The following is a 23,208-nucleotide window of genomic DNA, read 5'->3' on the forward strand; positions in this document are numbered from 1 at the left end:
ACCGCCCTTCTGCAAGGTTAAAATACGGAGGGATCGAATATTTCAAAAGGCAGGTTGATGCCGTAGGCTTCAAGGTTGCTCAGGAACTTCGGCCTGATCCCTGTTGCCATAAATCTGCCTTTTATCTTTCCTTCTTCATCAATTCCTTCCTGCTTGAAGACATATACGTCCTGCAGGGTTATGATTTCTCCTTCCATACCCTGCACCTCAGTGATATGAGTGATCTTGCGCGAGCCGTCTTTCAGGCGGCTCTGGTGGATAATCAAGTCGATGGCTGACGCTATCTGTTCCCGGATCGCTTTTACCGGCAATTCCATGCCGGCCATCAGCACCATGGTCTCAAGCCTGGCCAGCATGTCTCTGGGCGAGTTGGAGTGTCCGGTGGTAAGTGAGCCGTCATGGCCCGTATTCATCGCCTGGAGCATGTCGAGCGCCTCGCCGCTGCGGACCTCTCCCACAACGATCCGGTCGGGCCTCATCCTCAGGGCGTTACGCACCAGGTCCCTGATCGTTATGGCGCCTTTCCCTTCAATATTGGGAGGCCTGCTCTCCAGCGTAAGTACGTGCCTCTGCCTGAGCTGGATCTCGGCGGCGTCCTCGATGGTTACAATCCTCTCGTCATCAGGTATAAACGCGGAGAGGATGTTTAAGGTGGTGGTTTTACCGCTGCCGGTGCCGCCAGAGACAATGATGTTCAGCCTGCCCCTGACGCAAGACTCAAGGAAGTCAGCCACCTGGGGTGTCACGGTGCCGAACTCGATTAGGTTGTCGATGGTCAAAGGATCTTTAAAAAACTTACGTATTGTGATAGAAGGCCCTTTTAAAGAAAGGGGAGGGATGATCGCGTTGACCCTCGAGCCGTCCGGCAGGCGGGCGTCCACCATGGGGCTGCTTTCATCAATCCGCCGTCCTAAAGGGGCGACAATTTTTTCAATGACGTGCATGACATGGTTGTTGTTGCGGAAAAACACATCGGTCAGCTCTAGTTTACCTTTTCTTTCTATATAAACATTGTCAGGCCCGTTTACCATGACCTCGGTTATATTCTCGTCTTCCAAAAGCGGGGTAATAGGGCCAAAACCTATGGCGTCGTCTGAAATCTCCTTGGCGATACGCAGGCGGTCCAGCCGGGGGATGGTGTCGTTTTCTTTCTTTATGATCTCCAGGACCATTTCCTCGATTTTTTCAGCAATAGACTGGGATCCCGGCTCTTTTTCACTGTCTTTGTTTTTTTCTATTTCTTTCAGTTCTTCAATGACTTTTTTATGGATAACAGTTTTAAGCTCGTCGTATGGGTCTCTTTTAAGCTGGACCACGTTTTTACCGCGGTTTAAACTCTCTTCCGCGTTGGTGAGCTTTTGTTTTTCAATCCTCGCCAGCAGTGACATAATGGTTCACCTCTTTTAAGATAAGCAATGGTGTCAGTTTTATAAACTGAACAGCTTGCCGACAAATGATTTCTTAACAGGATCTTCAGTTGGACCGCCTTTGTCAGCTATACTGAATTCTCTGGAAAAATTCCTGATGCTCTGGGCAATCCTGGTGTTGTGGTGGGTGAGCACAAAAGGATGCCCCTTGTTGACAGAGGACAATACTGTCTTTTCATCATAAGGCAGCAATGCCGCCGGTGATCTGTTGAGCCTTTTTTCCAGTTCATTTATTTTAATCCCGTAGTCCAGTGTGGCCTGGTTCAACACCAGCTTGACTTTGTCTGACAGCGCCAGGGTCTCGAGTATTTCCATATCTGTGGCCACATGCTTGATAGCGGCGAGGTCCCTGGTGAATGTCAGGAGAATATCGTCGGCCATTTCCATCGCGCTGAGCGTCAGGTCGTTAAAAAGCGGGGTGGTGTCGACAATAATAAAATCGTAGTGGTTTTTCAGCAAGGTCAATATCTCCACAATATGAGCGGATGTAATCACGTCCGCCTCTTCCGGCCGCAGGGGGGCGGGAAGGATCTTCAGGCCGGACATGTGAGGAGCCATGAAGCTGTTGACCAGTGAATACTCTATATTGTCCTCTTCTTTTACCAGGTCGGAAATTGTCCCCCTGGGCGAAAGGTTCAGCATAACAGACACGTCGCCGCCTTGCAGGTTGAGGTCGACCAGGGCCACGTTTTTCCTGCTCTCCTGGGCCAGGCATACCGCCAGGTTGCAGGACAGGGTGGTCTTGCCGACGCCTCCCTTGCTTGAGAACACAACGATGATCCTGTTGGCTGGCAGTTCCGGTTCCGCTTTGGTTGTGGTGGCTGGAACCGCGGCCGCGCGGACGGATCTCGTTTTATAAGAGTTGCTGACACGTCGGATTGTCTCAGAAAGTTCATTGCTGCTCAGGGGTTTGACCAGGTAATCCCTGGCGCCCGCCGCCATGGCTTTTTTGAGGTACTCAGGCTCTCCCTGGATCGATATGATGATTATGGCCGTATCGGGCTCGCTGTTAAAGATCGCTTCGGTGGCCATGATGCCGTCCATACCTGGCATATTTATATCCATCAGCACCACGTCGGGCTTTAATTCCTGCGCCAGCCGCAATGCTTCCTCGCCGTCGCCGGCTTCACCCACTACGACTATGTCCTCTTCAAAATACAGCAGCCTTTTGATGTCCTCACGGGTATTGGCTATGTCGTCAACAACTAAAACGCTGGTTTTTTCTTTTTCCACGGTTATAACCTCCTTAATGCACCAAGTTGTTCATTCTTGTCATGGGCAGGTTCAGGATATCGTTGTCGGTAGCCGAACGCAGGGCCAGCCTGATCGTGGTCCTTTCAGAGCACAGCACCAGCGGCTGCATCTGGTCGGGATTTACCGAAAGGGTAAGGGTGCGGGCCGAGGTTTTATTCTCTCCCTGGCCTGATGTGTCGGTTGTCTGGTTCACTGATAAAACAGGTATATTCTGGAGGATCAGGGTTGTTAAAACCCCTTGGTTGTCAAAGGTGCCCATAATGTCTACCCGGTCGCCAGGCAGGATCTGGCCGGCCACACCAGAAATCTCGTTTACAGCGATGGTGACAGCCCTCTTGCCGGGCTCGATCATGTAAGAAAGGCCTTCGGAAGAACTTTTTGTGCCGGCCATTTTGCCGCGCAGTACCTGCTCTCCCGGCAGGATCTCGGTCTTGACGGTTTTGCCGATTACCTCTTTGGAGTCAACAGCCGCGTCTGTGTTGATGTATTTCGAAGGGATTTCCTTTGTCTCGACCATTTGGGCGGTTACCATGGTTTTAGCCGGTATGCGCTGTTTGGCCGTGACGACCCTGACAAATTCGCCTTCTTCTCTATATGTTTTTTGCATGTTATCAAGGTAAAAATAAATGCCCCCAGCCGCCGCCAGCCCCACAACCAGTGCCAGGATCAGGATTAATTTGTTTTTCATGTTTGACCTCCTCAAGTTAGTTCAATATTTTTAATAGAATTTTATATGTAGTTATTTATTTAACGAGCACGGGTTTGGTTACGCCGTAATTAATCTGCGACGGGTCGGTATCACCTTCTTGTATGGTTTCTATAAAGTATCCTTCAATTGTATCTTTATCTGGACCAGTCAGTACATCTTTAATGAAGAAAGAAGTGAAGCCGCAAATGGTAAGTGTACTCCTGCCCTGAAAGGTCTGGTCTTTATAAACGGGTATAACAACTACCCTCGGACAGCCTGTTACAAAGTTTTCGTAAGTGCACGCGTCGTGACACAGGTTTAATCGTGCTTTCATCCCTGTATTGGTTGGACCTGCCATGTCCCCAGGCCCGGTTGTTACGTCCTGGCCGACTCTTAATGTTGACTGATAGCCGTATGTAAGGTCTTGCTCATAGTCGCTGGAACCAGTGCCGCTCAGGGATAAAGCTCCAAAGTTGCCCGGTGCCAGGTCGGGGTTGCCGTATTTTATGGTAGTGAGGGTACCGGGAGTAATACTTTTAATGGTGGTGTCTTTTACGATCAATGGCGCCACACCATAGTAGGAAGTCAGGGGCTGCATTTCCGCGGTGGCGGTGGCGGATACTGTTCGTGAATAAAAACCCAATATTTTAGCAAAAGCCAGGTTGACAACTTTGCTGCCTGAAACGGTGATGCTTTTTTTATCGTCCGATACGTCATACGTCAGCTGTGTTGGGTCGAAATTATTTAACTGGGCGTAATCCATCGCCTCCTGGATGGATAGCGCTTCGTCCGGCAGCTCCTGGCAGCCGGAAAGGGCCGCCGCGTCCATCAGGTTTACCATCATCTGCCTGTTCACAGTAATAAGGCCGATGTCGGTTACAAGTGCCGTAAACCCGATAAGGGCGGTCATCGCTAAAGCAATTATCACAAATGCGGAGCCGTGCTGGTTTTTAAATAAACTTTTTAATATTATTTTTAAAAAAGTCATTTTTAATTTTTCCCCTCCATCCTCATTGAAGTTGAAGAAGTGAGCTTTACCGGGTTGGGCAGAATAGAATTGAGGACGGGTGTGATAATGTTGTGTTTGTAGTCAACAGTTACCTTTACAGAACTTCCGCTGAACCGTACTGATGGATCTTCGGGGATAATGTCTATTTCCTTGGTATTGTTTAAACTAGATGTAACATCGTTTACTCTCGCAATAATAGTTAGATCATCCGCACCGGTGATGGCGATCCTGGCGCCTTCCCTTGATGCGTTTGTGATCAACAAATAGCTGTGAAAAAGCCTGCCGAATTCAATAGTCCCCATTACAAGCATAAAGATCAGCGGCAGGGCGAGGGCCAGCTCGACTAAAGCCTGGCCGCGCTTATTCTTTATAAGTTTTCTTATAAGCAGCATTCAACCACCCCCAAGTTATACTTTAGCGGTAACTTTTTAGTTCGCTCGCAAAGTCAACTTTTGTAGTTATCTTACTGCTTAATATAAATAATGGCATGATTCTCCAGTCTCATTTTGAGCTCACAGTTGTCATTTGTTTTTACGGGACTTAAGTCCTATACTCATGAAAAAAGAAAGCCGCGAGTTTAAATCGCGTCTTGTTAAAGTTCGACCATCCTGCTTTTCACCGCGTGGATGGCGGCCTGAGTCCTGTCGTCTACACCCAGCTTTTGAAAAATGTTGGTTAAATGGTTTTTAACGGTTTTTTCGCTGATGTAGAGTTTTTTCGCGATGGACCGGTTATTGTCGCCCTTGGCAACCAGGCTGAGCACATCAAATTCACGCCTGGTCAGTCCCTGGGAGTTTGTATGGCGCTGGGAAAGGGAGGACAGGCGGTTGAATTCTGAAAACATTTTAGATGTCATGGTGGAATGGATAAAAGATTCACCTCTCGATACTCCGATAATAGTCTGCACCAGGAGGTCCGGGCTAATGTCTTTTAAGACATAGCCTGAAACTCCTGACTTAATCAGCTCAAATAAATAATCTTCCTGGTCGTGAATAGTCAGGGCGATAACACCTATTTCAGGCCTTTGGCTTTTGATCGACCTGGTGGCCTCAATACCGTTGGTGCCCGGCATGTTTATGTCCATAAGGACCACATCAGGCCTGTGTTTAAGGGCAAGTTCAACGGCCTGGTCACCGTCTTCAGCCTCACCAACAACTTCGATCATTTCCTGCATATTCAATATTTTACATAGTCCTTCACGTATCAGCGCGTGATCGTCGGCAATCAAGACCTTAACCTTTTTCAAACTGCTTTTCCCCCCGTTTTTTAAAAACTTCAAAGCACTAAAGCGGAACTGAAATACTTATGGAAGTGCCCTTGCCGGGAGCGGTTACAATATTGATATCGCCGTTCAATAGCTGCACCCGTTCCCTCATCCCAATCAGCCCGTAGCCCTCGCGTTCTTTATTCGCCATAACCTTGTCCAGGTTAAATCCTTTGCCGTCGTCTCTTACCTGAATGTTTACCCTGTTATTCAGCAATTCAATTTTAACCACCGAATTCTTTGCGCAGGCGTGTTTATGGATGTTGCTTACTATCTCCTGTACAATTCTAAAAAGGGCAACTTCCACAGAGCTGTCCAGGCGTGCCTGCTGGCCGAAAAAAAGAAACTCCACCTGAAGCCCGTATTGTTCTTTATAGTTGCTGAGGTACCTTTTTATAGCCGGCGCCAGTCCAAGGTCGTCAAGGACCATCGGCCTCAGATCGAAGATTATCTTGCGTACGTCCATTAAGCTGATCCTGACGATATTCTGGAGTGAGATAAGCTCGTCCCGTACTTTTTCGGGGCTCATGTCCAAAAGTTTTAAACAGAACTCAGCTCTCATCACGATGTTTGCCATGGACTGGGCGGGCCCGTCATGGATTTCCCGGGCTACCCGCTTGCGTTCCTCTTCCTGGGCTTTGATGATACTCAGAGCCATGTCCTGTGCTTTCTGCAGTTCATTAATTTTGACATTTAAATCCCGCAGGCCGCCGCTGAGGAAGTTTAACACCACGCCCATCTGGGAGACCAGCTTTTCGGCCCTGTTAGCCGTGTCTTGAAGCCGCCGCAGGCTTACCTCAAGGTGATTGCGCCGGTAAACTAAAAGTTTTTCCTGTTCTCTGGCCTTTACCAGGTCTAGCTGAAGCAGGTAAGCAGTATCATATGCTTCTTTTATATGTTTTTCGGTATATTTATGAAAATCTTTACTGACTTGCATTAATCTCAGGCGTGCTTTTTTTTCATCGACAGCCAGCTTGTCCGCCTGTTTGATAACTTCGCCGACCTCATTTTTTACACTCGCCAGTTCTTTTTTTACCCTGGCCAGCTCTTCCATCGAGTTTTCAGCGATGTCATACAACTGTATTTTGCCTCGTTCTATGGATTCGAGGGTTTCCTTGATGATCCGGTCAAGGTCGTTTACGTCTAACACCTAATACACCTCTGCACATGCGCAATATTTCATCCCTTTTATATATCGTAATTATTTAGAAATTTTTTAGGCTTACATAATTTGTGACACTTTAGCCAAACTATAACTGCTTTAAAAATAAAAAGGAGTGGTGACCATTGCGTGTAAAAGTCGATCAGGAATTATGTATTAGCTGTGGTGCGTGTATTGATGCTTGCCCTGAAGTCTTTGAGTGGAATGAGGACGATAAAGCTCAGAGCATAGTGGAAGAAGTGCCTGCGGATGTGGAGGACCAGGCCGGCGAAGCGATTGAAAGCTGCCCGACCAATGCTATTACCGAGGCTTAGAAATTTACGTTCAGGGAGGTGAAGTCTTGCCGGATAAGGATAAAGGTAAAATAAACATTAACACCAATCCCCCGGGCACTCTGGAAATAGAGGAGTTTGAAAACAGAATGGCTCAGTATCGCAAGGGTGTCAGTTTGAAAACCAAGAAAAAAAATAGTTAAAGTGGTGTCTGTTACCCCTGTTAGCCTGCCAGGGGTGTTTCTTTGGTGCGATAATTAGCAACTATTCTTAAAACCTTTTCAGCACGGGTAAATGGAAATTGACACGTTTTTAATATACTGTTCGTATATTGTAAAGAATTTAAATGGTGCTTGAATGTTCGCAATGAAGTTGTCCCTTGAGAGGCAAAATAAAGCGTTTTAGGCTAAATTTAAAGAATATGCAGGAATATCATGGATTATGACCGCAAGCCTCAAAATTTTGTTGACAAGATTGGATAATATGCTAAAATTTAATTTGGTTGAAAATACATGAGTTTGCAAATGTATTGGAGGTTTGCAGGGTTAAAATGTATTGACAAAGGGAGGCAGATAAATGAAACATTTGGGCCGCCATGTATTGGCTGAGGTTTGTGGTTGCGACTTTAACATTCTCAACGACATTAAAAAAGTAGAAGAGATCATGGTCAACGCCGCGCTTGAGGCCGGCGCAGAAGTCAGAGAATGTGTTTTCCACAAATTCAGCCCTCAAGGGGTAAGCGGTGTGGTTGTGATCTCGGAATCGCACCTGGCTATCCATACCTGGCCGGAACTGGGCTATGCGGCAGTAGACGTTTTCACCTGCGGTGAGAAAGTTAATCCCTGGGACGCGTGCAATTACCTTACGAATCATTTCAGCGCGAAACATATGACTGCTAAAGAGTTGAAACGTGGTATGATGCCGGAGGCTTATCTGAAGGAAGCCGTGAATATTTAGGGGGGATATTTATTAGTACCAAGCGAATACTGGGTTAGCGAGCCTTGCAACAAGATGAGTTGCAGGGCTCTCTAATTTTACAGGGTTCGTTTGCTAAATGTAAAAATTGTAGAACTGCAGGATAAATTAAAGATTATACCGAATATTATATTTGTGTTTTGTTGTGTGGTGGAGGGGAAGTCTATGCTAAGGGAAATTCTAAAACCTATAGAAAACGAACTAAATATTGTAAACAATACTGTTGAAAAGGAGATGTTTATAAGAGCAGGCCATATCGGCACATATGCTCATCTTGAATTTTCATATTTTGACAGGGTAATCAGGCCGGCCCTGGTTATCCTCTCGTCACGCATTTATGGCTGCGCCGGAGAAAAAACGTTATCCCTGGCCTGTGTTTTTCAGTTTACCCATATGGCGTCCATAGTGCATAAAACCATACCGGAAAAAGATACTGATTATATAAGAGAGGACTCTGACCCCAGAGACGGGTCGCAGTTTCCTGTCCTGGCAGGAGACTATCTTTACGGAAAATTCTTCTCGTATCTTCATAACGCCGGTATGATTAATTTTTTGGGACCGGTAGCTGAAATCATATGCGGGATCCATGAAGGCGGTATTTTAAAAAACAAAATAAAAGGGAAAAATCCTGCTTCTGAAGCCTACTGCGAGGTTGTGCGCAAGGAAACGGCGGAGCTTTTTGCCGGGTGCGCCGCCATGGGCGCGAGACTGGCCGGAGCGTCAGAATATGACCAGGAAAGCATGAAGCTTTTTGGTATAAATATTGGCATGGCGTCCGGACTAATGGAGAGCGGAGCCGCTGCTAAATACACGGCGGCTTACCTGAAGGAAGCGGCAGCTGTTTTAAGATATGTGCCTGATTTGGCAGAGAGAGCCATATTGGAACAAATAGTTAACAGCATTTCCAGCCATAATATCTCTAGCCGCAGGATGGTTATTTAAGCGGTTATGCGGTATAGGGACACACTCGTATCAACGAACAACGTTCATTATAAGGTACTCTGACAGCGGAATGGGGACACATCGTTTGAGACGTGAGAAATGAGATGTGAGACGTGAGAGGTGTAGGTGCGGCTTCAGCCGGTTAGTGGAATGGGGACACACCTCTGTTTGGAGCCTGACTCTTAGGCCGAGGAATGTCCCCGATTGAAATTGCGGGTTAAACCCCGCCCTGCAACGGAATAACCAAGGTACACACGACTCCCACTCACGGATCTAACTCAAATATCCCACGTCCAACGTCTCACGACCCACGACTCAATTAATGTCCCCGATCGGTATGGCTGGGATATGTCCCCGGTTAACTTAGGGATATTTATTCTGACTTCTGGATTTAGGAGGTGCTGTTTTGTCTTTTACAGATTTACGCGCCTTCATGGCGGAGCTTGAAAACAGGGGATTGTTAAAAAGGATAAAAATAGAGGTCGATGCCGAACTGGAAATCACCGAAATCAGCGATCGGGTTGTCAAAAACGGAGGCCCGGCGCTTCTTTTTGAGAGGGTAAAAGGTTATAATATGCCGGTTGTGACTAACCTTTTCGGCACCCTGGAAAGAATGAAAATCGCGCTTGGTGTCAACGACCTTGATCAAATCGGTAAAGAAGTACTAAATATAATTCAGCCGGCTGAAATGCCTTCAACTTTGATAAATAAGCTGAAGGCCCTGCCAAAACTGGCCGCGCTGTCTTCTTTCATACCCAAAACAGTTAAGTCCGGACCGTGTAAAGAATTAATATGCAAGGAAAAACCATCCCTGGCGGAAATACCTGTTTTAAAATGCTGGCCGGACGATGGAGGCCCTTTTATCACTCTTCCCCTGGTGTTTACCAAAGATCCGGAAACCGGCAGGCGCAATGTCGGCATGTACCGGATGCAGGTTTACGATGGATGCACCACTGGCATGCACTGGCATATTCACAAGGACGCGGCCGGCCACTATGACAAGAAGCAAAAGGGCGGGGAAGGCAGGATGCCCGTGGCTGTGGCCCTGGGAGCCGACCCGTGCGTTATATTTGCAGCTACGGCGCCGCTGCCCGCGGGAATTGACGAAATGCTTTTCGCCGGTTTCCTGCGCAGGGACCCGGTGGAACTCGTAAAATGTGAGACAGTTGACATAGAGGTCCCCGCACATGCTGAAATAATTCTTGAAGGCTATGTCAGTGAAGGAGAAACCAGGCTGGAAGGCCCTTTCGGAGACCATACCGGTTACTACTCGCTGGCCGACCAATATCCGGTTTTTCACCTGACCTGCGTCACGCGCAGGAAAAACCCGGTATACCCGGCTACTATTGTGGGCAGGCCGCCAATGGAGGACGCTTTTTTAGGCAAGGCGACCGAAAGGATTTTCCTGCCTCTGATGAGGATGCAGCTGCCAGAAGTAGTAGATATGAACATGCCGCCGGAAGGTGTCTTTCATAACTGCGTAATTGTATCCATAAAAAAACGCTACCCCGGGCAGGCAAAAAAAGTTATGTCCGCGTTATGGGGGATGGGCCTGATGATGCTGGCCAAGCTGATCATAGTAGTGGACGAGGGCGTAGACGTGCAGAACGTATCTGAAGTAATGTGGCGTGTTTTCAATAACATTGACGCCAAGCGTGACGTAATGATGGTGGAAGGGCCTCTGGACGCCCTGGACCATTCATCTCCCATGCCTCACCTTGGAGCCAAGATGGGCATTGACGCCACCCGCAAGTGGCCTTCAGAGGGTCATCCGCGCGAGTGGCCCGGCGACATTATTATGAGTGAAGAGGTAGTGAAGCTGGTCGACGGAAAGTGGGACAAATATGGTATTTAGCAGGTTTAAAATATTTCTTGAAATGATTAAGTTCGAACATACCATATTCGCCCTTCCTTTTGCTTATGTGGGGGCTCTACTGGCAGAGAAAAGGATACCTGACGCCCATGATATAATCTGGATAACACTGGCCATGGTTGGTGCGCGTACAGCGGCGATGTCGCTGAACAGGATTATCGACCGCCATATTGACATAAAGAACCCTCGTACCGCGGGCAGGGCGCTGCCAAAAGGCCTGCTCAGCGTGATCGAAGTTTGGGTCTACGTGATAATTTCGCTGGCGCTCCTGCTTTACTCGGCCCGGCAGCTAAGCACTCTAGCCTTCCAGCTCTTTCCTCTGGCTACTTTGGTACTTTTGGTATATTCTTATACAAAGCGCTTTACCTGGACATGCCACCTTTTTCTGGGTGCTGCGCTGGGCCTGGCTCCACTGGGGAGCTGGATAGCTATCACCGGGCGTTTTGACCTGGCGCCTGTGCTTTTAGCGCTGGGTGTCCTTTTTTGGGTGGCGGGCTTTGACATAATATATGCCTGTGACGATTATGAATTTGACCGCAGGGAGAAGATATATTCCATTCCGGCACGTTTCGGGATCAACAAAGCCCTTAATATTTCCATGGTCTTTCACATGGCAGCCCCTGTGCTAATTCTCGCTGCCGGCCTGCTTTTAAATCTGGGCATATTTTATTTTGCAGGTGTGCTGGCTGCAGTTATTATTCTTTTCTACCAGCACACGCTGGTCCGGCCTGATGACCTGTCACGCGCGGGCATAGCGTTTTTTAACCTGAACGGTATCTTGAGTGTCCTTGTATTTACTTTCACACTTTTAGATGTGATTTATCCTATTTATTTTTAACTAATTAAAAACACACTGAAAAATTAAATGAATTAAACATATCACAAGATTAACAAGATTATTAAGATTTATTGCCCATGACGCATAAGAGAAGCTGGACATCATTAATTTAGATATGCAGCCGGGCGGGTTATCGTAGATAGTGACACTCTTTATTATTCATGGGGAGGGTTTCTAGTGTCCAGACTTCAACTCGGACGTGTTGATTATATCAACTACATTCCGGTTTACCATGCGCTGGAAGAAGGGCTTGTTCCACTGGAAGCCGATCTCGTAAAGGGAACGCCGGACCGTTTGAACAAGCTGTTTGTAAGCGGAAAGCTGGCTGCCACACCTATTTCATCTATTGAATATGCCAGGCACAGCGAAAATTGCCTTGTTTTGCCGGACCTGTCCATCAGCGTTGACGGGCGGTCGGCAGATATACTCCTATTCAGCAAGATGCCTGTAACTGAACTGGAAGGAAAAAAAATCAGCCTCACAAAATCGTCGGCAAGTTCCGCAACCCTGCTGAAAATCCTTTTTGTCCATTATTACCAGGTAGAAGTAGAATACAGGACAGATGCCCCTGATCTGGACAAAATGATGAAAAAGGCCGACGGGGCGCTCCTGATCGGTGACAGCGCCATGGCTGCCCACCAGCGGGTTAAGGACCTGAAGCTGCCTTACTATGTAACTGACCTGGGGGAAGTGTGGAAGCAGTTTACGGGAGAAAAATTTGTTTTTGCCATCTGGGTGATACAGCGGTCTCTTGCTGAAAACAATCCGGATATGGCGGAACTTATCTGCAGGACCCTGCGGGAATCAAAAAAGATCAGTGCGGGATGCCGCAAGGATTTGATATCCAAGGCTCAGGCTAGAAGCGGCCTGCCTTTAAGAGTTATAGAGGACTGTTATGCAAATCTCAGGCTTGATTTTGACGAAAGTTACAGGCGGGCGCTGCTTGCATTTTATGATTACGCTTATAAAGGCGGGTTAATTGAAGAAAGAGTTAAACTGCGCCTCTGGGGAGAAGTTTCCGAATAAGAATCGCTGCCAAAGCAGCGCATGAGGCCGGGAAATTTAAAACCCCAGTAATTTGTATGCTTTATCATCGATTATATTTGGCCCCTTGAGCCCGCTGTCTTCGCGGAATTTCTTCACGGCTTTTTCGGTACCCTGGCCCCAAAAACCGTCAGGCTTCCATTTAAGGTAACCCAGCCTTCTTAATGCCCGCTGCACTTCCAGGACGGCCGGCCCTCTGTCTCCATTTTCCAAAACCGCGGGGTCAGTGCCGGGTGCGCCGAAGGGAGTTCCAATAATAATAACTGGCGTACTGGCAGTCACCATCCGGTAGATTTCTTCAGCATCGTTATTAAACATCCTGATGCAGCCATGGCTGGCAAAGCTGCCGATGCTGTGAGGGTTGTTGGTGCCGTGGATGCCGTATTGGCCGTAAGGTATATTGAGTCCCATCCAGCGGGTGCCCATAACGTCAGGCGGGTCGGTGTTCATCGATAAAATTTCCCAATTTCCTACCGGTGTGGGTGTCTCGTATTTTCCCATGGCCACGGGGTACTTTTTGTAAGGTTCGCCTCCGTTGAAGATGGTCAGGGTGAGGTTGTCCATGTCAATGATGATGCTCATATTTTCCGGCACGATCCTGGCTGCGCTGCTTAATGGGGCTGCTGACAGGGCGAAAAACAGGGTGATCGCCAGCACGGCTGATGTTATCCTGAAAATCCTCAAGGCTGCTTCCTCCCGAATAATTTATGTCTATATTCTTTCTGGATTAGGCATATTTATGCTTTTAGATTATAGTAAAAGACCTGTCAATTAAATGACAGGTCTTTTTCTCACTTCTTAATATCCCACGTCTCATTTCTCACGTCCCAAATCACATTTGCCGCGCGTATTCCACAGCGTTTTTAAAAATGTCCTGGCAGCATGTTGAAACATCCCCGGTTAACCTGCGCCAGTTGGGATGCTGGGTTTTGCTGACACAGCGTTCAGGGTGGGGCATCATGCCCATGATGCGGCCCGTGCTGTCGCATATGCCCGCTATGGCGTTAAGGGACCCGTTCGGGTTGGCCGGATACAGCATGGTGGGGCTTCCTGCGGTCCCTGCATACCGGAATACAACCTGGCCCTGGTCTTCGATTTCCCGCAGGTTACCGGGGTCGGTATAAAATTTGCCCTCGCCGTGAGCGACTTGTACGCTCATTATCTTTCCCTCCAGGCCGCGTGTAAAAACACAGCGGGTGCTTTCAACGGCAAGGTTTACCCAGCGGCATTCAAAGTGGCTGCTGTCATTGACCATAAGGGTAGTTTTAATTTCGCCGAGCCTGCGGTCCGGCAGCAGACCGGTCCTGACCAGCACCTGAAAACCGTTGCAGATGCCGATGACCAGTTTTCCGCTGTCAATAAATGCATTTAACTGGTCTTTCAAAAAAGAAGTGAGTTCCACGGCGAGAATTTTGCCCGAGTGGACGTCGTCCCCGTAGGAAAAACCGCCTGGCAGCGCCAGGATCTGGTAGCTTGAAAGCTTTTCCTCGCCGTTCCTCAGCTGGTTTACATGTACCATGGCGCATTCAGCCCCGGCGTTTTCAAAAGCGTGGAAGGTTTCCTCGTCACAGTTGATCCCGTCGGTCCTTAAAACACAGACGCCTGGATTTTTCATCAACGGAAGACCTCCTTCATCGGCTGCTGCCATGCTGCGCTTAAATCATCAAGTTCCAGGTTGAATAAATGGCCGCCCGATTGTTTTAAAGCTATACTTTTATCTTTTGTGGTTACGCCAATTATTCTACATGGAATATCCCTAAATATATCTCCCGGCGCCAGCCCGGCAGGGACCTCGGCCAGGAAGCAGCCTGCGGTTTCGTTGAACATGAAGTTTACCGCTTTCTCGTTTTCTGGTATCTCTATAACCACGCCTGTATCCCCGCCAAAACACATTTCCGCCAGAGCGGCGGCCAGGCCGCCTTCGCTGATATCATGGCAGGCCCGCAGTTTGCCGGCACTGACAGCGCGGTAAAGTGATTTGAGTACGCGCATTAAATCGGCGGGGTTTATCCGGGGCAGGTTGCTGCCAGGTAAGTCATGGATCTGGCAGTATACTGATCCGGCCATTTCATCCGTGTCGCGGAAGCCCAGGAGGACAACATGGTTACCCGCTTCTTTAAAATCAGCGGAGACTGTTTTCGAGACGTCCGGGATGCGGCCAAATGCTGAAACACAAAGGACAGGCGGAATTTTTATGACCGTGCCGTCTTTGCCACGGTAAGTGCTGGAAAGGCTGTCCTTGCCCGATATGAACGGCATACCTGTCGCTCCGACAAAATCAACACAACCGTCGACCGCCATATCCAGCGCCCCCAGCAATTCTTCGTCCGGGAAAGGCCAGATAAAGTTGTCGATTAAAACTATCTCACTTGGATTGGCCCCGCAGGCCACAGCGTTGGAAACAGCTTCTGCCGCCGCCCAGATACTGCCGTAATACGGGTCGATCTGGTTTAAAACAGGGTTAAGTCCGTGTGAAATCACCATACCGTATGGCCTGCCGAGTAAAGGTGTCAGGATCACTGCGTCATTTGGCCCGTCTCCATGGACGCCGGCGAAGGGAGGCAGGGCGCTGGTGCCCTGGACCCCGTGGTCGTACAGCCTTACGATGGGTTCCTTGGAGCACACATTTAAGTGCTTCATGACATTTTTAAACAGGCCCGGCCAGTCTGCGGGCGCGTTAATTTCAGTTTCTTTAAGGGACGGCTTTTTCCAGGACGCGTTCATCACACGCTGCGGCAGGCCGTCATGCAGGAAATTCATGTCCAGGTCCATCACTTCGCGCCCCTCGTATGTGGCTGAGAAGTGACAGTCTCCCGTAAATTCGCCGAGGACCGTGGCTTCGACATTATAGCCCCGGCAGATCTCAAATAAGCGTTTGACATTTTCCGGTGCTACTGCCAGGACCATTCTTTCCTGGCTTTCGGAAAGCAGTATTTCCCAGGGTGAAAGCCCGGGGTATTTTAAAGGCGCCAGGTCAAGGGCTATGCGCGCCCCGATTTCAGAGCCCATTTCACCTACCGCTGAAGCAAATCCGCCCGCGCCGCAATCGGTAATAGCGCGGATCAGACCCTCGTCCCTGGCATTTAAAATAGCGTCAAACATGCGCTTTTCCTCGATCGGGTGGCCGATTTGGACGGCACTGGCATTGACGTTTATAGTGCGGTCTGTCATCTCTCCGCTGGAAAATGTCGCTCCGTGGATGCCGTCCCGGCCGGTCCGGCCGCCCATGGCGATAACCTGGTCGCCCCGTTCCGGACTGCCTTTGCGGCAGGCGCCGGCCGGCAAAATACCGTACGCGCCGACGATAACCGTTGGTTTGGCGCGGTAATCCCTGTGGAAATGCAGGGAACCGTTATTGGTGGGAATGCCCATGCGGTTGCCGTAATCTCTTACGCCGGCTATAACACGCCTCAAAAGGTAATGAGGGTGTAGGCACCCGGGCGGTATTTCTTCAGCGGGCAAATCCGGAGGAGCGAAACAAAACATGTCTGTAGACGCGACTACCTTGGCGCCGAGACCGGTGCCGGCGATATCGCGGAAGACGCCTCCGCTGCCTGTCATGGCCCCGCCGTATGGCTCAATCGCCGACGGTGAGTTGTGGGTTTCCACCTTGCCGCAAATGGCCATGCCGTCATAGAACTCTATCACTCCCGAGTTGTCCACAAATGCTGACAGCACCAGCGGGTGGCCGCTTTCTTCCGTGGCGTCGCGCAGCCTCTTCAGCAGGGGCTTTTTCTCTTTCCCATCCACAATCAGCCTGGCCCTAAAGGTCTTGTGGCCGCAGTGCTCCGACCAGGTCTGGGCGATAATCTCAATTTCACAGTCGGTGGGGTCCCTGTCAATGGATCTAAAGTAATTCCGGATTACCTTCATCTCTTCCAGGTTCAAAAACAGCTTGTCCCGGCTGAGCTCAACCAACTGTTGATCATCCATGGAGCGTATGGGAATAATCTCTGTGCGGCCGGTACTGCCATGTATGACAAGTGTCCTTGGACTTTCCTTCACAACATATTCCACCGTGGCGTTAACCAGGAGGCTGTTAACTATGCGTTCGATATCCGCCCCGGTGATTTGTTGGCCGTAAAAACCATACTGCCAGGCTGAATCAGCCGCGATCAAGTTGTCTACCCCCAGGTCAGAAGCTGATTTCATCAGGGAAGCCGCTTCGGGGTTCATAACACCCGGCCTGTAAGCCACTTCGATCACAAAAGCAGCGTCGTTGATTACCGGGCTGTTAACCTTGAAGGACTGAAATATTTCTTCGGCCAGCAATCTCTCGGCTAAGAAACGGGCAGCGTCTTCACTGATGCCTTCAAAACGAAAAACCCTTGCTGTCCTGACTTTCTCCACGCTGTTAATACCCAGGGCGCGGTGAATTTCGTAAAGGATTTCGTCTCCCTTGCTGTCGGGAATACCTTCTCTGGCAATTACCCGTACTTCCTGAATCATGTGTAACCTCCCTTCCTATGGCCGCAGTAAAACACGGTTTATGCTGATGTAATTTAGTTATGACAGTGACATTATATTTCCTGCTTCAATTATGTCAAAAAATCAAATAAAGAAACCGCTATTATTGCGGTTATATTAATAGGTTACCGTTTAAGGCTCTTAATTAACTTGAATCATTTTATCGCGCCGCCTCCTTCTATTATATATATCACACCAACCTTTGCATAGAGAACTTTGCTAAAATAAAATGGCAGAACGCCCAAATTCCTGATATGCTTGCTTTTGATGGTTTACTGCCATATAATTTAAAAAAGTTGAAGGAAATACAATTTTGCTAGCGGAGGCTGTATGAACGAAAATTATATTGAAAAAAGCCTCAGGCAGCTGCCGTCAGTAGACGAGGTGCTGAGAGACGGCAGGGTGACGGAAATGCTGAAAAAACACCCCCGCAGTGTTGTCATTGAGGCTGTCCGGGCTGCAGTGGCCGGTGAGAGGAAGGAAATATTAGCGTGCGGTGTGACTGAGCAGCAGGATCAGAAGAAAGAAGAGTACCTGTACAGGGTAGTTGAAAAAGCAGCCGCGGCGGTGCGGCGCTCAGTCCGGCCAAACCTGCGCCGGGTGATCAACGCCACCGGGGTTGTACTGCACACAAACCTCGGGCGCGCCCTCCTGAGCGACCGGGCCAGGGAAGCTGTAAACATAGTGGCTGCAAATTATTCCAACCTTGAGCTCGACCTTGATACCGGGCGCAGGGGATCGAGATATTCCGCGCTGGAGAGCCTGCTTTCCTCGCTGACTGGCGCTGAAGACGCCCTTGTCGTAAATAATAACGCCGCCGCGGTGCTGCTGGCATTGAGCACTGCCGCCAAGGGGCGGGAAGTGATCGTTTCGCGGGGTCAGCTGGTTGAAATCGGAGGCTCTTTCCGCATACCCGAAGTTATGGCCCAGAGCGGCGCCAGACTGGTTGAAGTGGGCTCAACCAATAAAACTCATCCTGATGATTACAGAAGGGCTATCGGTGAAGAAACAGCCATGCTTCTGCATGTGCATACCAGCAACTACCGTATCATCGGTTTCACCAGGGAGACCTCGGTGAGTGAACTGGTGGAAATCGGACGGGAATACAAACTGCCGGTGATGTCTGACCTGGGCAGCGGTTTTCTGGTTGATTTAAGCCGTTTCGGGCTGCCGCAGGAACCAACTGTGCAGGAGGTGCTGGGGGCGGGTCCGGATATAGTGACTTTCAGCGGCGACAAACTCCTGGGAGGACCGCAGGCGGGAATTATTGTCGGCAGGCGCCATTACATAGAAAAAATGAAAAAGAACCCTCTGACCAGGGCTATCAGGATCGATAAGATGACTGTGGCGGCCCTGGAAGCGACACTGAGGGAATACCTTGATCCGGAAAAAGCAATCTCTGAAATTCCAACCCTAAAAATGCTGACAGAGGACAGGGAGGTCCTGGACAAGAGGGCCTGTGAATTTGCCCTGCTGTTAGAAAGTGTTATCGGTAAAGGCAAAGCTGAATTCAAAGTAGAGGACGGTTTGTCGGCGGTTGGCGGCGGGGCTATGCCGACCGCGGACCTGCCGACAGCGGTAGTTGCTGTGAGCCCTCAAGGTATTAGCGCCGGTGACCTGCAGGCAGCTCTGCGGCGCGGTGAGCCCGCGGTGATGGGAAGAGTGCAGGAGGACAGGCTTGTCCTGGATCTTAGGACCATCTGCGATACGGAGTATCAGCTAATAGCAGAGGCTATTTTGCAGGTTTTAAAATAAAGATCGGAAGTGTGTGTTTTGAAGAACCTGATTATTGGGACCGCTGGACATGTGGACCACGGGAAAACAGCCCTGGTAAGGGCCATGACCGGAGTGGATACAGACCGCCTGAAGGAGGAGAAGGAACGAGGCATATCTATCGAACTGGGTTTTGCCTTCCTTAACCTGCCTGGAGGCCGCAGGGTCGGTATTGTAGACGTGCCGGGACATGAGCGGTTCATAAAAAACATGCTGGCCGGGGCTGGCGGCTTCGACCTGGTGCTGCTGGTTATTGCCGCCGACGAGGGCGTCATGCCTCAGACCAGGGAGCATATGGACATTATCCAACTGCTCCAGGTAAATAAGGGAATAGTCGTTTTGACAAAATGCGACCTGGTGGACGAGGAGTGGCTGGACCTGGTTAAGGAGGACGTTAAGGAATTTTTAAAGGGGACAGTCCTTGAAGACGCGCCTGTGGTGACGGTATCGGCAGTTACCAAACAAGGTATCCCCGATTTAATGGAATTGATCGCCCAGGCCGTGGAAGAAGTAGTCCCGAAAGCCGGCCAGGGCCAGCCAAGGCTGCCTGTAGACAGGGTTTTCACAATAACCGGTTTCGGTACAGTGGTTACCGGAACACTGCTGTCCGGTATTATAAAAGTGGGAGACGTGGTTGAGGTACAGCCGGAAGGGTTATCCGCCAGGGTCCGCTCAGTCCAGGTCCACGGTGAAAAGGTTGAGTCAGCGGAGGCGGGCCAGAGAGCGGCGGTTAACCTGGCGGGAATTGAAGTCGAACAAGTCGGCCGCGGCAGCGTTGTGGCCGGACCTAATATGATCAAGCCGTCACAGCGCCTGGACGTGCGCCTGCTTCTCCTGCCAAGCGCTGCCAGGCCCCTTAAAAACAGAGCCAGGGTGCGGTTTTACCTGGGCACCCGGGAGACCCTGGGACGGGTAGTATTGCTGGACAGGGAAGAGCTTGAGCCAGGTTCGATGGTTTATGCCCAGATTGTGCTGGAGGAACATGCAGTGCCTGTAAAAGGCGACCGTTTTGTGATCAGGTCGTACTCGCCGATGCGGACAATCGGAGGCGGCACTGTCATCGACCCTGCGCCTAAACGCAAACACAAGCGTTTTCGCGAGGACGTGCTCAACGCCCTGGCTACCAGGGAAAAGGGCACCCCAACTGAAATTGTAAAGCATTACCTGGATGGAAACGACAGCCTGCCTGTACCGGCGGAGGTCGCAGCCGGCACCGGCCTGCAGGGAAAAGAAGTGCTTGAAGCGGCCGCCGCCCTGTCTGCTGCGAATGAGGTTAAGCTGATTAACGGTGACGGGAAAACATACCTCCTGTCAACTGGTGTATACAACCGCTGGCTGGAAGATATAAAAAAGGCGGTTTCTTCTTATCACCGGGAGTTTCCGCTGCGGGACGGCTACCCGAAGGAAGAGCTGCGGTCCAGAAAATTTCAGTCAATTAACACAAAAGTATTTCAACTGGTCCTTTTAGAAATGGAAAGGGAAGGAGCCCTTAATGTAATGCCGCAGGCGGTTGCCGTAAGAGAGTTTGCAACCGGCCCCGACGCCCAGCAGAAAAAACAGATCCAGCAGATCGGGCAGATCATGAAAGAGTCAGATTTCCTGCCGCCTTCCTGGGCGGAACTCGGCAAAACCATAGGCCTTGCCGAAACAAAAGGGGCGGAACTGCTGCAATACATGCTGAGGACAGAAGAACTGGTTAAAGTCACCGAGGACCTTTACTTTCAAAAGGACGTTTTGCAGGAAGCAATAAAAAAAGTAACCGCTTATCTCAGGGACAGCGGGGAAATTACAGTGGGCGAACTGCGTGACCTGCTCAAGACCTCCCGCAAATACGCACTGCCGCTGCTTGAGTATTTTGACCGGGTTAAGCTGACCAAGCGGGTCGGCGACAAGCGCCTGCCGGGCAAAGCGCTTGATATATAAACGGAGTTATTTATCCTCAGTGTGGCATAATATGACTTAAGACAGCAGGAGGGTATAATTAATGAAATACGACGTGATCATAGCAGGAGCAGGTCCCGCGGGGGCAACTGCCGCGCTGGAATGTGCCAGGTCCGGCCTGAGCGCGGTGATTATTGAGAAGGAACAACTGCCCCGCTACAAACCCTGTGCCGGAGGCGTGACAGCCGCCGCTGCCAATATGCTCTGGTGTCCGATTCCCGAAAAAATTGTCCAGGCTAAGTGCCGATCATTTAAAGCCTTTTATGGTGAAAAAAGCATTCATGTAGATACAGAAGAAAATTTTATGTTTGTAGTGTCCAGAGATAAATTCGATTACTGGCTGGTCAAGGCGGCCGTCCATTCGGGAGCAGTCTTGAGACAGGGGGAAGAGGCAACTTCTTTTGACATTGGCCCCGATGGTGTGACAGTACGGACTGGAACTGATGTGTATACCGGAAAATTATTAATCGGCGCGGATGGAGTGAACAGTAAAATCGCAAAAATAATCAGGGGCCCCTTCCGCAGAAATGATCTCGCGATCTGCCTCTGTACAGAATGCGATGACACGGAACATAATTACAACCGGGAACAGATCGAAATACATTACGGGCCCCTGCCGATGACTTACAGCTGGGTATTTCCCAAAAAGGATTACCTATCTGTAGGGATGGGAGGGTGGTGTGCGGAAGCTGAAGGGATGAAGGCGGTATTTAACAATTTTCTGGAGAAAAAAGGGTTAAAGAAACAGGATGTCAGAAGTTACACCGTACCGCTTGGTGGAATAGGCAGAATAACTGTCGCCGATCGTGTATTGCTGGCGGGTGACGCAGCGGGGTTTGCAGATCCGCTTACCGGGGAAGGCATCCGCTATGCTATCGCTTCCGGGCGGCTGGCGGCTAAAACGGCAGCGTCCGTGATCCTGGAAGGCCTTGACATAAATTTACATAACTTACTAATCTACAAAAAAAGCTGCATCGATGAGTTTGGCGATGATCTAAAAGCTGCCATGTCTGTAGCCAGGTTGTTTCAAAAACTGCCGGATTTTTTGTTTGGGATGTATTTCAGCTCTCAGGAACCTTTTGAAAAGTCACTGGAAATACTTCAGGGCCGGATAGGATATCAGGACTATTATCACTGGTTTCTACCCCAGGTACCGGGCATGCTGCTCAAAAAAACCTCAGCCGTCTTAAAGGATTAAAAAATAGCTCTAAAAACCAAGGGCCAGCAGTACTGCCAGCACTGCCGCGTTACCGGTAGCAATGGCAAGCATTTTTATTTCCGCGCCGGTAATTGATCTAACATCGGACGGATCAGTCATAAAAGCAATGTATATGCATAGGCAGGACGGTATGACAGGCAGTGCCAAGACCGGATTGATCAGGATACCGCCTGCGAGGCCGGCGATCGCCGCCATAAAGAAATATGCAGCGGGCACAAATTTTGTGGCTGTTAACCCCCACCTGTTATAAACGAATGCGGGTGTAGTAGTTTTAACCGGGACGGCGCTAAGGTCCGATTCAATGTCAGTCAGGTGATGCTGCATGATCCACCCCAGTGTCATTAAGCCATGGATGGCTCCGGCTGTAATTACCTGCCGGTTTAAATTTCCTGTCAGAATGAAAAAAGAACCTGCTGTAATAGCTGCAAAAGCCGGAAACAAGGCCAGCCATTCGCCTGCCAGCGGACGGTAAGCCAGCCTGAAAGGCGGCAGGGAATACGCCGCTCCCGCCCAGATGCCGGTCAAAATGATGTATAAGACAAATACGCCTCGCAGATTGTAAAAGTACAGGCCTATCAATACCGGCAGCGCCATCCCGGCCAGGCCGATAAGAAATAGGCCTCTTTCATTCAGTAAACCTTCCTCTATCACGCCGGACCCGCCTGAAAGCAAGCCCGGACTGTGTTTATCAGTGCCGGACCGCCAGTCTGCGAAATCGTTGTAGGCGTGGCCGGTGACACAGTGCAGTGTTGTTCCGGCAAAAACGATTAAAAGAATGTGCCAGGCGGTCAAATAATTAAACCCATTTTGTATTGTGGCGGGGAGAATGCCAAGGGCAAAGGCGCCTAAAGTTGAAGCCACTACCGGTATAAACCGTGTTATTCTAAAAAACCCAATAATACCTGGTCTGCAAGCAGCCTCGTTGAAATTCATCATAACTAAACCTCTTTCTTAAAAAATTAAAAACACACTGACGGGATTTACAGGATTATAATAATGAATTACAGGAAAAAAGATTTAAACATATATCACAAGATTTACAGGATTATTAAGATTTACA

General features: G+C 49.5%; 21 protein-coding genes. 10 read left to right on the forward strand and 11 right to left on the reverse strand.

Going from position 1 to position 23,208, the window contains the following annotated elements; genetic code table 11:
- Positions 1 to 17 precede the first annotated feature (17 nt).
- The 7 genes from ACOBQJ_RS00135 to ACOBQJ_RS00165 form a co-directional block, all read right to left on the reverse strand.
- Entirely contained in the window at positions 18 to 1,388 is a 1,371-nt protein-coding gene (locus tag ACOBQJ_RS00135; protein ID WP_421069687.1) for a CpaF family protein, read from the reverse strand.
- 39 nt (positions 1,389 to 1,427) lie between these two features.
- Positions 1,428 to 2,660 carry an AAA family ATPase gene (locus ACOBQJ_RS00140; RefSeq protein WP_421069688.1) on the reverse strand — a complete coding sequence of 411 codons (1,233 nt, stop codon included), beginning with the start codon at positions 2,658 to 2,660 and terminating at the stop codon, positions 1,428 to 1,430.
- A gap of 13 nt (positions 2,661 to 2,673) precedes the next feature.
- Positions 2,674 to 3,369: a Flp pilus assembly protein CpaB gene (gene cpaB, locus ACOBQJ_RS00145; protein ID WP_421069689.1), complete on the reverse strand. Its 696-nt coding sequence runs from the start codon at positions 3,367 to 3,369 to the stop codon at positions 2,674 to 2,676.
- A gap of 55 nt (positions 3,370 to 3,424) precedes the next feature.
- Positions 3,425 to 4,297, reverse strand: a complete 873-nt coding sequence (locus ACOBQJ_RS00150) for a pilus assembly protein TadG-related protein (RefSeq protein WP_421069690.1) — start codon at positions 4,295 to 4,297, stop codon at positions 3,425 to 3,427.
- Between the two features lie 62 nt (positions 4,298 to 4,359).
- The gene (locus ACOBQJ_RS00155; protein WP_421069691.1) at positions 4,360 to 4,770 is read right to left on the reverse strand and encodes a TadE/TadG family type IV pilus assembly protein; all 411 of its coding nucleotides are present in this window, start codon (positions 4,768 to 4,770) and stop codon (positions 4,360 to 4,362) included.
- A gap of 200 nt (positions 4,771 to 4,970) precedes the next feature.
- Entirely contained in the window at positions 4,971 to 5,624 is a 654-nt protein-coding gene (locus tag ACOBQJ_RS00160; RefSeq protein ID WP_421069692.1) for a response regulator, read from the reverse strand.
- Between the two features lie 37 nt (positions 5,625 to 5,661).
- Complete coding sequence (locus ACOBQJ_RS00165) at positions 5,662 to 6,792, reverse strand: sensor histidine kinase (RefSeq protein ID WP_421069693.1); 1,131 nt, start codon at positions 6,790 to 6,792, stop codon at positions 5,662 to 5,664.
- A 137-nt stretch (positions 6,793 to 6,929) separates the two neighbouring features.
- Here ACOBQJ_RS00165 and ACOBQJ_RS00170 point away from each other — a divergent pair, with 137 nt between their 5' ends.
- The 7 genes from ACOBQJ_RS00170 (at position 6,930) to ACOBQJ_RS00200 (ending at position 12,730) form a co-directional block, all read left to right on the forward strand.
- Positions 6,930 to 7,118 (forward strand): ferredoxin, encoded by a 189-nt coding sequence (locus tag ACOBQJ_RS00170; protein WP_421069694.1) that lies wholly within the window; start codon positions 6,930 to 6,932, stop codon positions 7,116 to 7,118.
- A gap of 26 nt (positions 7,119 to 7,144) precedes the next feature.
- Positions 7,145 to 7,279, forward strand: a complete 135-nt coding sequence (locus tag ACOBQJ_RS00175; RefSeq protein ID WP_421069695.1) for a hypothetical protein — start codon at positions 7,145 to 7,147, stop codon at positions 7,277 to 7,279.
- 373 nt (positions 7,280 to 7,652) lie between these two features.
- Positions 7,653 to 8,033: an adenosylmethionine decarboxylase gene (speD, locus tag ACOBQJ_RS00180; RefSeq protein WP_421069696.1), complete on the forward strand. Its 381-nt coding sequence runs from the start codon at positions 7,653 to 7,655 to the stop codon at positions 8,031 to 8,033.
- A gap of 183 nt (positions 8,034 to 8,216) precedes the next feature.
- On the forward strand, positions 8,217 to 8,993 hold the full coding sequence (locus ACOBQJ_RS00185) for a polyprenyl synthetase family protein (RefSeq protein ID WP_421069697.1): 777 nt from the start codon (positions 8,217 to 8,219) through the stop codon (positions 8,991 to 8,993).
- 406 nt (positions 8,994 to 9,399) lie between these two features.
- Entirely contained in the window at positions 9,400 to 10,848 is a 1,449-nt protein-coding gene (locus tag ACOBQJ_RS00190; RefSeq protein ID WP_421069698.1) for a menaquinone biosynthesis decarboxylase, read from the forward strand.
- Complete coding sequence (locus tag ACOBQJ_RS00195; RefSeq protein WP_421069699.1) at positions 10,838 to 11,704, forward strand: UbiA-like polyprenyltransferase; 867 nt, start codon at positions 10,838 to 10,840, stop codon at positions 11,702 to 11,704. Before ACOBQJ_RS00190 ends, ACOBQJ_RS00195 begins: the two co-directional genes overlap by 11 nt.
- A gap of 177 nt (positions 11,705 to 11,881) precedes the next feature.
- Complete coding sequence (locus tag ACOBQJ_RS00200; protein WP_421069700.1) at positions 11,882 to 12,730, forward strand: menaquinone biosynthetic enzyme MqnA/MqnD family protein; 849 nt, start codon at positions 11,882 to 11,884, stop codon at positions 12,728 to 12,730.
- A 36-nt stretch (positions 12,731 to 12,766) separates the two neighbouring features.
- Here ACOBQJ_RS00200 and ACOBQJ_RS00205 read toward each other — a convergent pair whose 3' ends face one another.
- From ACOBQJ_RS00205 to purL, 3 genes are all read right to left on the reverse strand, one after another.
- Positions 12,767 to 13,432, reverse strand: coding sequence for a L,D-transpeptidase family protein (locus ACOBQJ_RS00205; protein ID WP_421069701.1), 666 nt, complete (start codon positions 13,430 to 13,432; stop codon positions 12,767 to 12,769).
- Positions 13,433 to 13,580: 148 nt separating this feature from the next.
- Entirely contained in the window at positions 13,581 to 14,363 is a 783-nt protein-coding gene (purQ, locus tag ACOBQJ_RS00210) for a phosphoribosylformylglycinamidine synthase I (protein WP_421070102.1), read from the reverse strand.
- Positions 14,363 to 17,197: a phosphoribosylformylglycinamidine synthase subunit PurL gene (gene purL / locus ACOBQJ_RS00215; RefSeq protein WP_421069702.1), complete on the reverse strand. Its 2,835-nt coding sequence runs from the start codon at positions 17,195 to 17,197 to the stop codon at positions 14,363 to 14,365. Before purL ends, purQ begins: the two co-directional genes overlap by 1 nt.
- A gap of 348 nt (positions 17,198 to 17,545) precedes the next feature.
- Here purL and selA point away from each other — a divergent pair, with 348 nt between their 5' ends.
- From selA to ACOBQJ_RS00230, 3 genes are all read left to right on the forward strand, one after another.
- Complete coding sequence (selA, locus tag ACOBQJ_RS00220; protein WP_421069703.1) at positions 17,546 to 18,970, forward strand: L-seryl-tRNA(Sec) selenium transferase; 1,425 nt, start codon at positions 17,546 to 17,548, stop codon at positions 18,968 to 18,970.
- A gap of 18 nt (positions 18,971 to 18,988) precedes the next feature.
- Positions 18,989 to 20,911 (forward strand): selenocysteine-specific translation elongation factor, encoded by a 1,923-nt coding sequence (gene selB, locus ACOBQJ_RS00225; protein WP_421069704.1) that lies wholly within the window; start codon positions 18,989 to 18,991, stop codon positions 20,909 to 20,911.
- 61 nt (positions 20,912 to 20,972) lie between these two features.
- The gene (locus ACOBQJ_RS00230) at positions 20,973 to 22,127 is read left to right on the forward strand and encodes an NAD(P)/FAD-dependent oxidoreductase (protein WP_421069705.1); all 1,155 of its coding nucleotides are present in this window, start codon (positions 20,973 to 20,975) and stop codon (positions 22,125 to 22,127) included.
- Positions 22,128 to 22,136: 9 nt separating this feature from the next.
- Here ACOBQJ_RS00230 and ACOBQJ_RS00235 read toward each other — a convergent pair whose 3' ends face one another.
- Positions 22,137 to 23,084, reverse strand: coding sequence for a prenyltransferase (locus ACOBQJ_RS00235; RefSeq protein WP_421069706.1), 948 nt, complete (start codon positions 23,082 to 23,084; stop codon positions 22,137 to 22,139).
- Positions 23,085 to 23,208: the final 124 nt, after the last annotated feature.

Origin of the sequence: Pelotomaculum propionicicum, assembly GCF_048984525.1 — a bacterium.
In the GTDB taxonomy this organism is placed as follows: Bacteria; Bacillota; Desulfotomaculia; order Desulfotomaculales; family Pelotomaculaceae; genus Syntrophopropionicum; species Syntrophopropionicum propionicicum_A.

What these genes read in the sequence shown, in the direction of transcription:
- ACOBQJ_RS00135 (WP_421069687.1), bottom strand. Translation starts at nt 1,388, where the DNA reads ATGTCACTGCTGGCGAGGATTGAAAAACAAAAGCTCACCAACGCGGAA.
- cpaB (WP_421069689.1), bottom strand. Translation starts at nt 3,369, where the DNA reads ATGAAAAACAAATTAATCCTGATCCTGGCACTGGTTGTGGGGCTGGCG.
- ACOBQJ_RS00155 (WP_421069691.1), bottom strand. Translation starts at nt 4,770, where the DNA reads ATGCTGCTTATAAGAAAACTTATAAAGAATAAGCGCGGCCAGGCTTTA.
- speD (WP_421069696.1), top strand. Translation starts at nt 7,653, where the DNA reads ATGAAACATTTGGGCCGCCATGTATTGGCTGAGGTTTGTGGTTGCGAC.
- ACOBQJ_RS00185 (WP_421069697.1), top strand. Translation starts at nt 8,217, where the DNA reads ATGCTAAGGGAAATTCTAAAACCTATAGAAAACGAACTAAATATTGTA.
- ACOBQJ_RS00195 (WP_421069699.1), top strand. Translation starts at nt 10,838, where the DNA reads ATGGTATTTAGCAGGTTTAAAATATTTCTTGAAATGATTAAGTTCGAA.
- purQ (WP_421070102.1), bottom strand. Translation starts at nt 14,363, where the DNA reads ATGAAAAATCCAGGCGTCTGTGTTTTAAGGACCGACGGGATCAACTGT.
- purL (WP_421069702.1), bottom strand. Translation starts at nt 17,197, where the DNA reads ATGATTCAGGAAGTACGGGTAATTGCCAGAGAAGGTATTCCCGACAGC.
- selA (WP_421069703.1), top strand. Translation starts at nt 17,546, where the DNA reads ATGAACGAAAATTATATTGAAAAAAGCCTCAGGCAGCTGCCGTCAGTA.
- ACOBQJ_RS00230 (WP_421069705.1), top strand. Translation starts at nt 20,973, where the DNA reads ATGAAATACGACGTGATCATAGCAGGAGCAGGTCCCGCGGGGGCAACT.
- ACOBQJ_RS00235 (WP_421069706.1), bottom strand. Translation starts at nt 23,084, where the DNA reads ATGATGAATTTCAACGAGGCTGCTTGCAGACCAGGTATTATTGGGTTT.